The 12,828-nt window shown below is 45.7% G+C and carries 11 protein-coding genes; 8 read left to right on the top strand and 3 right to left on the bottom strand.

Features of this window, described 5'->3' with window-relative positions:
• Positions 1–78 precede the first annotated feature (78 nt).
• Together uvsE and cls are read right to left on the bottom strand one after the other, a co-directional pair.
• Positions 79–1,041 (bottom strand): UV DNA damage repair endonuclease UvsE, encoded by a 963-nt coding sequence (uvsE, locus tag NX903_RS18260; RefSeq protein ID WP_086344432.1) that lies wholly within the window; start codon positions 1,039–1,041, stop codon positions 79–81.
• 12 nt (positions 1,042–1,053) lie between these two features.
• On the bottom strand, positions 1,054–2,250 hold the full coding sequence (cls, locus tag NX903_RS18255; protein ID WP_086344431.1) for a cardiolipin synthase: 1,197 nt from the start codon (positions 2,248–2,250) through the stop codon (positions 1,054–1,056).
• A gap of 154 nt (positions 2,251–2,404) precedes the next feature.
• Here cls and NX903_RS18250 point away from each other — a divergent pair, with 154 nt between their 5' ends.
• The 4 genes from NX903_RS18250 to pyrG all read left to right on the top strand — a co-directional run bounded on the left by NX903_RS18250 (position 2,405) and on the right by pyrG (position 8,214).
• Positions 2,405–4,522 carry a heterodisulfide reductase-related iron-sulfur binding cluster gene (locus NX903_RS18250; RefSeq protein WP_086344430.1) on the top strand — a complete coding sequence of 706 codons (2,118 nt, stop codon included), beginning with the start codon at positions 2,405–2,407 and terminating at the stop codon, positions 4,520–4,522.
• Entirely contained in the window at positions 4,519–5,658 is a 1,140-nt protein-coding gene (gene acdA / locus NX903_RS18245; RefSeq protein ID WP_086344429.1) for an acyl-CoA dehydrogenase AcdA, read from the top strand. Before NX903_RS18250 ends, acdA begins: the two co-directional genes overlap by 4 nt.
• Before the next feature lie 182 nt (positions 5,659–5,840).
• Positions 5,841–6,365: a DNA-directed RNA polymerase subunit delta gene (gene rpoE / locus NX903_RS18240; RefSeq protein WP_086344428.1), complete on the top strand. Its 525-nt coding sequence runs from the start codon at positions 5,841–5,843 to the stop codon at positions 6,363–6,365.
• A gap of 241 nt (positions 6,366–6,606) precedes the next feature.
• Positions 6,607–8,214: a glutamine hydrolyzing CTP synthase gene (pyrG, locus tag NX903_RS18235; RefSeq protein WP_003227612.1), complete on the top strand. Its 1,608-nt coding sequence runs from the start codon at positions 6,607–6,609 to the stop codon at positions 8,212–8,214.
• A gap of 81 nt (positions 8,215–8,295) precedes the next feature.
• Here the strand turns inward: pyrG and NX903_RS18230 are convergent, their stop codons facing one another.
• Entirely contained in the window at positions 8,296–8,817 is a 522-nt protein-coding gene (locus NX903_RS18230; protein WP_014481199.1) for a DUF2529 domain-containing protein, read from the bottom strand.
• A 165-nt stretch (positions 8,818–8,982) separates the two neighbouring features.
• Here NX903_RS18230 and spo0F point away from each other — a divergent pair, with 165 nt between their 5' ends.
• The 4 genes from spo0F to NX903_RS18210 all read left to right on the top strand — a co-directional run bounded on the left by spo0F (position 8,983) and on the right by NX903_RS18210 (position 12,821).
• Positions 8,983–9,357: a sporulation initiation phosphotransferase Spo0F gene (spo0F, locus tag NX903_RS18225; RefSeq protein WP_003227621.1), complete on the top strand. Its 375-nt coding sequence runs from the start codon at positions 8,983–8,985 to the stop codon at positions 9,355–9,357.
• 180 nt (positions 9,358–9,537) lie between these two features.
• The gene (locus tag NX903_RS18220; RefSeq protein WP_003243339.1) at positions 9,538–10,395 is read left to right on the top strand and encodes a class II fructose-bisphosphate aldolase; all 858 of its coding nucleotides are present in this window, start codon (positions 9,538–9,540) and stop codon (positions 10,393–10,395) included.
• A 119-nt stretch (positions 10,396–10,514) separates the two neighbouring features.
• Positions 10,515–11,153, top strand: a complete 639-nt coding sequence (gene fsa / locus NX903_RS18215; protein WP_003227626.1) for a fructose-6-phosphate aldolase — start codon at positions 10,515–10,517, stop codon at positions 11,151–11,153.
• A 378-nt stretch (positions 11,154–11,531) separates the two neighbouring features.
• Complete coding sequence (locus NX903_RS18210) at positions 11,532–12,821, top strand: UDP-N-acetylglucosamine 1-carboxyvinyltransferase (protein ID WP_003227628.1); 1,290 nt, start codon at positions 11,532–11,534, stop codon at positions 12,819–12,821.
• Positions 12,822–12,828: the final 7 nt, after the last annotated feature.

Genomic DNA, 12,828 nt, shown 5'->3' with positions numbered 1-12,828 from the left:
TCTTTCTCCTCCATCGATTGTTGTCTTATATAGCCTAAGTTCCCAAAGCTGACAAGTCGTAAACCTATTTTTGCACATTTATGACTTCCATTGCAGCGCACCGCCCCCGATGCGTTTGACACCGCGGATGGAGCTTAATTCATCCATCAAGCGGAGAAGCGCCTTGTCTTTCTGCTTTGCTTCAATCATGAAATCAATATTCGTTCCCCATTGCCTAAAGCGTTCCAACAGCGGCAGCAAAAAGTTGGCTTCAACATAATCGGCATGGCTGCGTATCGCTTGCTCCGATTTTGGGGAAGACAAGTGAACCTTTGGCTGAAGGCCGATCCGCTCCCACGTTTTGATCATGCGGGGCAGTGCTACATTCAGGTCGGCGTGATCGTCTGGATTGGCGTAAAAATGATGAAAGTCAAAGACAAACGGAACATCCTCCTGCTCACAGACCTGAAGCGTTTCTTCCGTTGTATATGTTTTATCATCATTTTCAAGTGTCATCCGCTCTTTGATCTCCTGCGGCAGCTGTTTTATATTTTGATGAAATTGTGCAGTGGCGGTGTCTTTATTTCCGTAAGCGCCGCCAATATGAATGTTGATAACGGAGCGATCAGCAATGCCCATGGCCTCAAGCATGCGGTAGTGATAGGCCATATCGGTTACCGCATTTTTTGTGACGGATTCCTTCGTGCTCGTAAACAGAGTGAATTGATTTGGATGAAAGCTTGTTCGCAGTTGATGTGTTTTAACAAGCTCTCCAATTTCCCGAAACTCTTTTTGAAACGGTGTTACAAAATCCCACATCACGTCGGGATGCGTAGCCAGCGGCACAATCGAACTGGAAAAACGGTACAAAGGAATGCCGTGTCCGATGATATAGTGAAGGGTTCTCATCGTATTGCGCAAATTGGCTTTTGTCACAGTCAGAAGCGCTTCTTTTCTTTCAGTCTTTGAAAGCTTTGAATAACGCGCGAATGTCAATGTTTTAGCGGGAGACGCATCCCAAAGGCTCATCGCATTTGAAACGAACCCGAATCTGAAAATCATAGGAACTCTCCTTTATAAGAAATAAGATAATGCCCTGCCGAGCCATTCCGCCGGGCGCTGCCTGAATGTGCGCTTGCTGAAATCCTCCATGGTCAGCCGCTCCGACTTTTTCATATCCTCCTCAATCGTGGCATAGACTTCACTTGTAAACGCTTCGTCATCAATTTCGACATTCACCTCTTCATTTAAAAACAGGCTTCGTTTATCGAAGTTGGCTGTTCCGATTATGCTGAGATGGTCGTCTATGATGAGGGCTTTTACATGATAAAACCCTTGATAATAACGATAAATAAGACAGCCGGCATCCAAGAGCTCCGAATAATACGTAAAAGCCGCTTCTCGTACCAGCGGATGGTCTGATTTCATCGGTACAATGATTCTCACGGATACGCCGTTTTTTCTTGCGTTAATAAGGGCCTCTTGAAGCGGTTTTGATGGAATGTAATAAGGCGTGCAAACCGTAAGGCGATTCTTCGCTTGGGCAATGTTGGCTAAGTATATGTTTTCAAGGGAATAACCGTCAGTCGCATATATCTTGTGAGAAATAGTCCCTTGCTGAAGCTTTGGCCAAACATCCGAACCCAGAACGATTCCGGTATTACGTTTTAGATCAGAAGCAAAAAGCGTTTGAAGATCATGTACGCCTTCTCCCATCATGCGCAGATGATAATCCTCCCAATTGCCGAACTTCGCCTTCTTTCCAAGATATTCTTCGGCGATGTTAAACCCGCCGATATAACCGATTTTTCCATCTATCACCGTAATCTTCCGGTGATTCCGTTTTTGCATGTGAAAAAAGAAAAAAGGAAAACGGGGACGATTCATCACATGGACATGGACGCCGGCATTTTTCATCGTCTGCAGCGCCGTTTTTTTAATTGCCCGGCAGCCCGCCCAATCCAGAAGCAAATAAACGGATACGCCAGCTTGGGCTTTTGTTTTCAGCAAGGTATACATATTGTGGCTGACCTCATCATTTTTCATAATAAAAAACATCATGTGAACAGAAGAGGCGGCCTGGCGAATATCATTCATCATCCGCTCAACGAGATCAGCGCCGCAGTGGATCAATTCGATGTCACTCTTCTTTTTTGAAAAAACAGGCTCGTACGCCTTTTTTCTGTATCCGGCACGGCCCATGAAGATATCAAGCAGAATCAAGGCAAAGAAAATAACGACAATGATCATAATCACGATAAATACCTTCATACCGGCACTCCTTTCCGTAGTAAAGGTAGTGTGCCCGAACAGCAGGAATTTAATTATTGACTGAACACTCATTCATTATTTATCATAAAGATAATCTTATACAGATTCGGGGGTAGGGGATCGCGGTCTTTATCAGTAAAAAGGGGGAATTGGAATGAGCGGCTTTCTCATCGCAAATGCATTATTATTTCTGATTGTAACCGCTTACGCTGTCTATTTGTTTGTGTATTTGGTCAAAACGAGACTGGCCTACATCAAGCTCGGCCAGAAAGAACAATTTGATCAACGGTTCAAGGAACGGCTTCACGCCATATGGGTGAATGTATTCGGACAGAAAAAACTGCTCAAGGACAAGAAAAGCGGAATCATTCACGTCATGTTTTTCTACGGATTTATATTGGTTCAGTTCGGAGCAATTGACTTTATCATCAAAGGACTGGCTCCCGGCCGGAATCTGCCGCTTGGCCCGGTCTATCCCGCCTTCACCTTTTTTCAGGAAATTGTTACGTTTCTCATTTTGATTGCTGTTGGGTGGGCATTTTACAGACGTTATATCGAAAAGCTAGTGAGGCTGAAACGCGGTTTCAAAGCCGGACTCGTTCTCATTTTTATCGGAGGGTTAATGCTGACCGTTCTGCTTGGGAACGGGATGAATCTGATTTGGCATGAGCATGGGCTTTCTTGGAGCGAGCCAATTGCCTCAGGTATTGCGTTTATGCTTAGCGGTGTCGGGAAAACAGGCGCGGCGGTGATTTTCTATATCGCATGGTGGATCCATCTCCTATTCTTGCTTAGCTTTTTAGTGTACGTGCCTCAGTCGAAGCATGCCCATTTAATCGCCGGCCCGGCAAACGTCTTTTTCAACAGAATGGAATCTGCCGGAAAACTTGAAAAAATTGATTTTACCGACGAAACGAAAGAAAGCTACGGAGCGGGAAAAATTGAGGATTTCAGGCAGTCTCAGCTGCTTGATCTGTACGCGTGTGTCGAGTGCGGCCGCTGTACCAATATGTGCCCTGCAACAGGCACCGGAAAAATGCTGTCTCCGATGGACTTGATTTTGCGTCTCAGAGACCATCTCACGGAAAAAGGCGCTGCCGTCACCTCGCGCTCCCCATGGGTGCCCGCAGCAGCGTTTCGGCATACGAGAGGCAATCAGCTGGCTGCGGCGTCAGCGGGCAGCGGATCGCAGGAAGCCGCAGCGGCGCTTGATTACAATCCAAGCTTGATCGGCGACGTCATCACAGAGGAAGAAATTTGGGCATGCACCACTTGCCGAAACTGTGAGGATCAATGCCCGGTCATGAATGAGCACGTGGATAAAATCATCGACCTCCGCCGCTACCTCGTACTGACAGAAGGAAAAATGGACAGTGACGCCCAGCGCGCAATGACAAGTATTGAGCGGCAGGGGAATCCGTGGGGACTCAACCGTAAGGAACGTGAAAATTGGCGTGACGAGGCGCCGGATGCTGAGATTCCGACTGTAAAAGAAATGAAAAAAGAAGGAAAAGAATTTGAGTACCTTTTCTGGGTAGGCTCCATGGGGTCTTACGACAACAGAAGCCAGAAAATCGCAATTTCCTTTGCCAAGCTGCTCAATCACGCGGGCGTGTCCTTCGCGATTCTCGGCAATAAAGAAAAAAATTCAGGAGACACGCCGCGCCGTCTCGGAAATGAATTTTTGTTCCAAGAGCTGGCTGAGAAGAATATTTCTGAATTTGAAAAAAATGATGTCAAAAAAATCGTTACGATCGATCCCCATGCATACAATTTATTTAAAAATGAATATCCGGATTTCGGATTTGAAGGCGAGGTTTATCATCATACAGAAGTGCTGGCCGAGCTTGTAAAAAACGGAAAATTAAAGCCGCAGCACCCGCTTCATGAGAAGATTACCTTCCATGATTCGTGCTATTTGGGCCGATACAATGAAGTTTATGATCCGCCGAGAGAGATTTTGAAAGCCATTCCGGGCGTGCAGCTTGTTGAAATGGAGAGAAACCGGGAAACCGGCATGTGCTGCGGAGCTGGCGGGGGATTAATGTGGATGGAGGAAGAAACAGGCAACAGGATTAACGTCGCCAGGACAGAGCAAGCGCTCGCAGTCAACCCATCGGTGATCAGTTCCGGCTGTCCGTACTGTCTCACAATGCTTGGGGACGGCACAAAGGCGAAGGAAGCTGAAGACCAAGTCAAAACGTATGACATAGTCGAGCTTCTGGCTCAATCCGTTTTAGGCGCTGATCTGAAAATGGGGGAGAAGCAATGAATTTTTCATTATCAGAAGAACACCAGATGATACGAAAATTGGTGCGCGATTTTGCGAAGCATGAGGTGGCCCCGACAGCGGCAGAACGGGACGAACAAGAACGCTTCGATCGCGAGCTGTTTCGGGAAATGGCAAATCTGGGGCTGACGGGAATTCCATGGCCTGAAGATTACGGCGGAATCGGAAGTGACTATTTGGCCTACGTCATCGCGGTGGAGGAGCTGTCAAAAGTGTGCGCATCCACCGGTGTGACGCTTTCCGCCCATATCTCTCTTTGCAGCTGGCCGCTGTTTGCCTTTGGAACGGAGGAACAGAAGACAGAGTACTTAACACAGCTGGCCCTCGGAGAGAAAATCGGCGCATTCGCTTTGACCGAAGCACGGTCTGGCTCTGACGCCGGCAGCATGAAAACAACTGCTGAACGAATCGGCGATGACTATGTGTTAAATGGTTCCAAAGTGTTTATCACAAACGGCGGCGTTGCTGATATTTACATTGTTTTTGCCGTCACCGATCCCGAGAAAAAGAAAAAAGGCATTACCGCTTTTATAGTAGAAAAGGATTTTGAAGGATTTTTTACAGGCAAGAAAGAAAAGAAGCTGGGCATCCGTTCTTCACCGACAACGGAAATCATGTTCGAAGATTGTGTAGTGCCCGTATCAAAGCGTCTCGGACAAGAAGGAGAAGGCTTCAAAATCGCGATGAAGACGCTTGACGGAGGCAGAAACGGCATAGCTGCACAAGCCGTAGGCATCGCCCAAGGAGCGCTTGATGCGGCGCTTCAATATGCAAAAGAGCGAAAGCAATTCGGAAAAACGATCGGCGAGCAGCAGGGCATCGCTTTTAAACTCGCGGATATGGCGACAATGATAGAAGCTTCAAGGCTATTGACCTATCAGGCTGCGTGGTTAGAATCATCGGGTCTTCCATATGGAAAAGCTTCCGCCATGTCCAAGCTGATGGCTGGGGATACGGCGATGAAGGTAACGACCGAAGCCGTGCAGATTTTCGGCGGCTACGGCTATACAAAAGATTATCCGGTAGAACGCTATATGCGTGATGCAAAAATCACGCAAATCTATGAAGGCACTCAAGAAATTCAAAGACTGGTCATCTCCAGAATGCTCGCGGATTAACGGAAAACATCTCTCAGTCGGATCACTCTTGTAAAATTATTTAAATTAACGCTGTTAAGGGTAGCATATTCTGTTTTATTTTGTTTATAATGAGAGGTATGGTTTGTATAAGAACGATACAAAATCGCTTTCATTATTGATAAAACAGATACATATAAGTAATAGAAAGGGAGTGTCCGACCTTGGGTATCAAACAATATTCACAGGAAGAGCTAAAGGAAATGGCTTTAGTTGAAATCGCTCACGAATTATTTGAAGAACATAAAAAACCAGTTCCTTTTCAGGAGCTTTTAAATGAAATCGCATCTTTGCTCGGCGTGAAAAAAGAAGAGCTTGGAGACCGCATCGCTCAATTTTATACAGATTTAAACATTGACGGCCGCTTCCTGGCGCTTTCTGACCAGACGTGGGGGCTTCGCAGCTGGTATCCGTATGATCAGCTTGATGAAGAAACTCAGCCGACAGTCAAGGCGAAAAAGAAAAAAGCGAAGAAAGCAGTCGAAGAAGATCTTGATCTTGACGAGTTTGAAGAGATCGACGAAGATGACCTTGATTTGGATGAAGTTGAGGAAGAACTCGATCTTGAAGCCGACGATTTTGACGATGAAGATCTTGACGAAGACGACGACGACGATCTTGAGATCGAAGAAGATATTGTTGATGAAGATGATGAAGACTATGATGATGAAGAAGAGGAAATTAAATAGTATCAGATTTCATCTTCAAAACGATCTTGACTTTCATAGTCGAACTATGTAGTATGTATTTTGGGCTCTTCAAAAACGAAGAGAGAACATAGTACGTTATGCTCCCTTTCAAGAAATTGAAAGGGAGCTTTCTTATTTTCACCCCTCATTTTTCTTATAAATCATTTAAAAGGCTAAATGATTTTTTATAAAATAGTACATTTTAAAAATGTAGCTAAGAGCGAAGAGAGGAGCAAACGAAATGACGAAATATATTTTTGTAACCGGGGGAGTTGTATCCTCACTTGGAAAGGGTATTGTAGCAGCTTCATTAGGGCGTTTGCTGAAAAACCGCGGACTGAACGTGACGATTCAAAAATTCGATCCATACATCAACGTTGACCCGGGAACAATGAGCCCGTACCAGCACGGTGAAGTATTCGTAACGGATGACGGCGCTGAAACAGACTTGGACCTTGGTCACTATGAGCGTTTTATCGACATTAACCTGAATAAATTCAGCAACGTGACAACAGGTAAAATCTATTCAACAGTTCTTAAAAAAGAACGCCGCGGAGATTACCTTGGAGGAACCGTACAGGTCATTCCGCACATCACAAACGAATTGAAAGACCGTGTTTACCGCGCAGGGAAAGAGACAAACGCAGATGTTGTCATTACAGAAATCGGCGGTACTGTCGGAGACATCGAATCACTGCCATTCCTTGAAGCGATCCGCCAAATGAAGAGCGACATCGGCCGTGAAAACGTAATGTACATCCACTGTACGCTCGTGCCTTACATTAAAGCTGCTGGCGAATTAAAAACAAAACCGACACAGCACAGCGTAAAAGAATTGCGCAGCTTGGGCATTCAGCCAAACATCATCGTCGTTCGTACAGAAATGCCGATTTCTCAAGATATGAAAGATAAAATCGCGCTTTTCTGCGACATCGATACAAAAGCGGTTATTGAATGTGAAGATGCGGACAACCTTTACTCCATTCCGCTGGAGCTTCAAAAACAAGGGCTTGATAAGCTTGTTTGCGAGCACATGAAATTGGCATGCAAAGAAGCGGAAATGTCCGAGTGGAAAGAGCTTGTTAACAAAGTCAGCAACCTGTCTCAAACGATTACAATCGGCCTTGTCGGCAAATACGTTGAGCTTCCTGACGCATACATTTCTGTTGTCGAGTCTCTCCGCCATGCGGGCTATGCGTTTGACACAGATGTAAAAGTGAAGTGGATCAACGCGGAAGAAGTGACAGAAAATAATATCGCAGAACTCACAAGCGGAACAGACGGCATCATTGTGCCGGGCGGATTCGGAGACCGCGGTGTTGAAGGCAAAATCGTCGCGACAAAATACGCACGCGAAAACAACATTCCGTTCTTGGGCATTTGCTTGGGCATGCAGGTGGCATCTATTGAATACGCACGAAACGTATTGGGCTTAAAAGGCGCTCACTCAGCAGAAATTGATCCGTCAACTCAATACCCGATCATTGATCTTCTTCCTGAACAAAAGGATGTGGAGGATCTCGGAGGAACGCTTCGTCTCGGCCTTTACCCTTGTAAGCTTGAAGAAGGCACGAAAGCCTTTGAAGTGTATCAGGACGAAGTGGTGTACGAGCGCCACCGCCACCGCTATGAGTTTAACAATGAATTCAGACAGCAAATGGAAGAACAAGGCTTCGTATTCTCAGGCACAAGCCCTGATGGACGCCTTGTGGAAATCATCGAGCTGAAAGACCACCCTTGGTTCGTGGCTTCTCAGTTCCACCCAGAGTTCAAGTCAAGACCGACAAGACCTCAGCCTCTATTCAAAGGCTTTATCGGAGCGTCTGTCGAAGCTGCAAATCAGAAGTAATAAAAAAGACTTGCCGTTTGTCAAAAGCGGGCAAGTCTTTTTTATTTGTTTCCGGCAAGTTCCAGCATGTACAATAAGATATTATGCATACTCTTGCAGAATTTCTTTTAGTGTAAACGATAAAGCGTGATAGACATACAGTGCTGTCATTAAAGAGGGAAACCCGTAACGGGTGCCGTCTTCATCGGGAACAAGCGGCATTTTTAATTTAGAATCAATATGCACATCACAATACTGTTCTATTCCCGCACTGTCTTTGGCTGCGGGTGATACGCATACGACTCCCGCCCCTTTTTCATAAAGCTCTTTTGCGAGCGCCTGTTCTTCGGCTGTGCCCGTCCCTGAGCAAAACATCAGCACCCTGTCGCTTTCTGTCACTTCCTCAGCGCTTTCTGGAAAGGCTTTGACAGATGGGAAGGGTTCTTTGCTTTCAGTGGCCTCAAAAAAGACGCCCTGAAGCTCATTCGCTCCGTATAAATAAATGGAATGCCCGCTGATTACCGCTTGAGCAAGCAGCCGCGCCCCATCTTCAATCGCGTCAGATTCCTTATCCTGAATGCGGGAAAAAATACCTGTTAACTGCGTCGTGAATATTTTCAACATAAGTGAATCCTCCTTTATAACGTACAATATCAGTATACAACAAAAGAGAAAATGCTCAGAAAATGTCGTAAAGTAGACTATTATAATTAAAGGAAATAGGAAAATCAAACAGAATACATACAATACTGCTTACTTTTGACGAAAATCATAATATTGGGGTGTAAAATGATGAATGAAAAAATTTTAATCGTTGATGATCAATACGGCATTCGTATTTTGCTAAATGAAGTGTTCAATAAAGAAGGCTACCAGACGTTTCAGGCTGCGAACGGCCTGCAGGCGCTTGACATTGTGACAAAAGAACGGCCCGATCTTGTGCTTTTGGACATGAAAATTCCCGGCATGGACGGAATCGAAATCTTAAAACGGATGAAGGTCATTGACGAAAACATCCGGGTCATTATCATGACGGCATACGGAGAGCTCGACATGATCCAGGAATCGAAGGAATTGGGCGCTCTGACGCACTTTGCCAAGCCGTTTGACATCGACGAAATCAGAGACGCCGTCAAAAAATATCTGCCCCTGAAGTCGAACTGACAAAAAGAAGAAACAAATGAATGGTGTCATTGTGTTGCCGATTTGTCGAAAAGTTGGTATCCTAGTTATGGAGAAAAAGCGATCTGAGTATTTACATATGACAGCAATATATGGGTCATGCTAGGGTGGAAAGCTTTTTTCGCTAGAAGACAATCAGGCTACATAAGGAGGACATTCGACATGCCTTTAGTTTCTATGACGGAAATGTTGAATACAGCTAAAGAAAAAGGGTATGCTGTAGGACAATTTAACTTAAACAACCTTGAGTTTACTCAAGCGATTTTACAAGCAGCTGAAGAAGAAAAATCTCCAGTGATCCTTGGTGTTTCCGAAGGTGCGGGACGCTACATGGGCGGCTTCAAAACAGTCGTTGCTATGGTAAAAGCACTTATGGAAGAGTACAAAGTGACAGTTCCTGTTGCGATTCACTTAGACCACGGTTCAAGCTTTGAATCTTGTGCGAAAGCGATTCATGCAGGTTTCACATCTGTAATGATCGACGCTTCTCACCATCCATTTGAAGAAAACGTAGCAACAACTGCTAAAGTTGTTGAGCTTGCTCATTTCCACGGAGTATCTGTAGAAGCTGAGCTTGGAACAGTAGGCGGACAAGAAGATGACGTTATCGCTGAAGGCGTAATCTACGCTGACCCTAAAGAGTGCCAAGAGCTTGTTGAGCGCACTGGCATCGACTGCCTTGCACCTGCATTAGGTTCTGTTCACGGCCCTTACAAAGGTGAGCCAAACCTTGGCTTCAAAGAAATGGAAGAGATCGGAAAATCAACTGGTCTTCCATTAGTTCTTCACGGCGGTACTGGAATTCCGACTGCTGACATCAAAAAATCAATTTCACTTGGTACAGCTAAAATCAACGTGAATACTGAAAACCAAATTTCTTCTGCAAAAGCTGTTCGCGAAACATTGGCAGCTAAGCCTGACGAGTACGATCCACGTAAATACCTTGGACCAGCTCGTGAAGCGATCAAAGAAACAGTTATCGGTAAAATGCGTGAATTTGGTTCTTCAAACCAAGCTTAATTCAATTGGAACTTTTTATAGCCGCCTGACAGCTTGACAGGCGGTTTTCCGTCTATCTTTAGAAAGCGCAATCATATTCGCAGTTCAGAAAATTTCTTAATCAGGGAGGCTTTTTGAAAATGTTATTCTTTGTTGATACAGCCAATATCGATGAAATTAGAGAAGCGAATGAATTAGGAATTCTCGCCGGTGTAACGACGAATCCTAGTTTAGTAGCAAAGGAAGCTAATGTATCATTCCACGACCGTCTTCGCGAGATCACAGACGTCGTGAAAGGCTCTGTAAGTGCAGAGGTTATTTCTTTGAAAGCTGAGGAAATGATCGAGGAAGGAAAAGAACTGGCGAAAATCGCACCGAACATTACGGTGAAAATCCCGATGACGTCTGACGGTTTAAAAGCGGTAAGAGCACTTACTGACTTAGGCATCAAAACAAACGTCACATTGATCTTCAATGCAAACCAGGCGCTTCTTGCTGCCAGAGCGGGGGCAACATATGTATCTCCATTCCTGGGACGTTTAGATGACATCGGCCACAACGGGCTTGACCTGATTTCAGAAGTTAAACAGATTTTTGACATTCACGGCCTTGACACGCAAATCATTGCAGCGTCAATCCGCCACCCGCAGCACGTGACAGAAGCTGCTCTTAGAGGGGCTCATATCGGCACAATGCCGCTGAAAGTCATTCATGCGCTCACTAAACACCCGTTAACAGACAAAGGAATCGAACAATTCCTGGCAGACTGGAACAAATAATGAAAGGGGCGGCAAACAGCTTTATGCCTGTTTGCCGCGGCCTTTGTATTTCACCGACCTGATACAGCGGATCTTCAGATGCTGACGCCGCTTTACAGAGAAGGAATCATTGGGCTGCAGAAGCTGATATCGGAATGAAGGGTATGCGTACTGCTTTTGCCGGATGACGACGATGTCTCTCGAGCCGGCGGGTCTCTGTGCATCTTTTGAAACCTGTACCCCCCAAAGCTTCGCTATTTTCTTCCTGATATTTTACAATGTGTTGTATTCTTTCTCTTCGAATTGGCTAGATTTTGGACATGAGCTTTATTTGCAGAGACAGAATAAAATGACATTTTATTTAGCTCCGCAGCTATCTTCTTATGGAAGGAGACTATCATGGAAAAGTTGAATATTGCCGGCGGTGACTCGTTAAACGGTACAGTACATATCAGCGGCGCTAAAAACAGCGCTGTTGCGTTAATACCTGCAACCATTTTGGCAAATTCCGAGGTGACAATTGAAGGGCTTCCAGAGATTTCAGATATTGAAACGCTGCGTGACCTGTTAAAGGAAATCGGCGGCAACGTGCATTTTGAGAATGGGGAAATGGTTGTTGACCCTACGTCGATGATCAGCATGCCGCTTCCTAACGGGAAAGTAAAAAAGCTTCGCGCGTCATATTATTTAATGGGGGCGATGCTCGGCCGCTTCAAGCAGGCGGTCATTGGATTGCCTGGCGGCTGTCACTTAGGGCCCCGTCCGATTGATCAGCATATCAAAGGCTTTGAAGCACTCGGAGCTGAAGTAACCAATGAACAAGGCGCCATTTATTTGCGAGCTGAAAGGCTGAGAGGCGCACGGATTTATTTAGATGTCGTAAGCGTTGGGGCAACGATTAACATTATGCTCGCCGCTGTTTTGGCAGAAGGGAAAACGATCATCGAAAACGCTGCCAAGGAGCCTGAGATCATTGACGTCGCGACATTGCTTACCAGCATGGGCGCCAAAATCAAAGGTGCGGGCACCAATGTGATTCGAATCGACGGCGTGAAGGAACTGCACGGCTGCAAGCATACGATCATTCCGGACAGAATTGAGGCCGGGACATTTATGATTGCAGGGGCTGCAATGGGCAAGGAAGTCATTATCGATAACGTCATTCCCACTCATCTAGAGTCGTTAACGGCAAAGTTGAGAGAAATGGGCTATCATATCGAAACAAGTGACGACCAGCTCCTCATTGTCGGCGGGCAGAAGAACTTAAAGCCGGTTGACGTTAAAACCCTCGTATACCCGGGGTTTCCGACTGATTTACAGCAGCCGATGACGGCGCTCCTGACAAGGGCGAAAGGGACGAGTGTCGTCACAGACACCATCTACTCGGCAAGATTCAAGCACATTGATGAGCTGAGACGAATGGGTGCCAATATGAAAGTAGAAGGCAGATCTGCCATCATCACAGGTCCTGTCGAGCTTCAAGGCGCAAAAGTGAAGGCGAGTGATCTGCGTGCCGGAGCCTGCTTGGTGGTAGCCGGACTGATGGCTGATGGCGTCACGGAAATTACGGGACTGGAGCATATTGACCGCGGATACAGCAGCCTTGAGAAGAAGCTTGAGGGGCTTGGAGCGACAATTTGGCGTGAAAGAATGACTGACGAAGAAATAGAACAGCTTCAAAATTCATAATGGTTTC

This window comes from Bacillus sp. FSL R5-0576, assembly GCF_038004765.1.
Taxonomy (GTDB): domain Bacteria; phylum Bacillota; class Bacilli; order Bacillales; family Bacillaceae; genus Bacillus; species Bacillus subtilis.
This window is presented reverse-complemented; position numbering and strand designations above follow the sequence as displayed.

Coding starts and splice junctions, on each gene's coding strand:
- uvsE (WP_086344432.1), bottom strand. CDS start 1,041: ATGATTTTCAGATTCGGGTTCGTTTCAAATGCGATGAGCCTTTGGGAT.
- cls (WP_086344431.1), bottom strand. CDS start 2,250: ATGAAGGTATTTATCGTGATTATGATCATTGTCGTTATTTTCTTTGCC.
- NX903_RS18250 (WP_086344430.1), top strand. CDS start 2,405: ATGAGCGGCTTTCTCATCGCAAATGCATTATTATTTCTGATTGTAACC.
- acdA (WP_086344429.1), top strand. CDS start 4,519: ATGAATTTTTCATTATCAGAAGAACACCAGATGATACGAAAATTGGTG.
- pyrG (WP_003227612.1), top strand. CDS start 6,607: ATGACGAAATATATTTTTGTAACCGGGGGAGTTGTATCCTCACTTGGA.
- NX903_RS18230 (WP_014481199.1), bottom strand. CDS start 8,817: ATGTTGAAAATATTCACGACGCAGTTAACAGGTATTTTTTCCCGCATT.
- spo0F (WP_003227621.1), top strand. CDS start 8,983: ATGATGAATGAAAAAATTTTAATCGTTGATGATCAATACGGCATTCGT.
- NX903_RS18220 (WP_003243339.1), top strand. CDS start 9,538: ATGCCTTTAGTTTCTATGACGGAAATGTTGAATACAGCTAAAGAAAAA.
- fsa (WP_003227626.1), top strand. CDS start 10,515: ATGTTATTCTTTGTTGATACAGCCAATATCGATGAAATTAGAGAAGCG.
- NX903_RS18210 (WP_003227628.1), top strand. CDS start 11,532: ATGGAAAAGTTGAATATTGCCGGCGGTGACTCGTTAAACGGTACAGTA.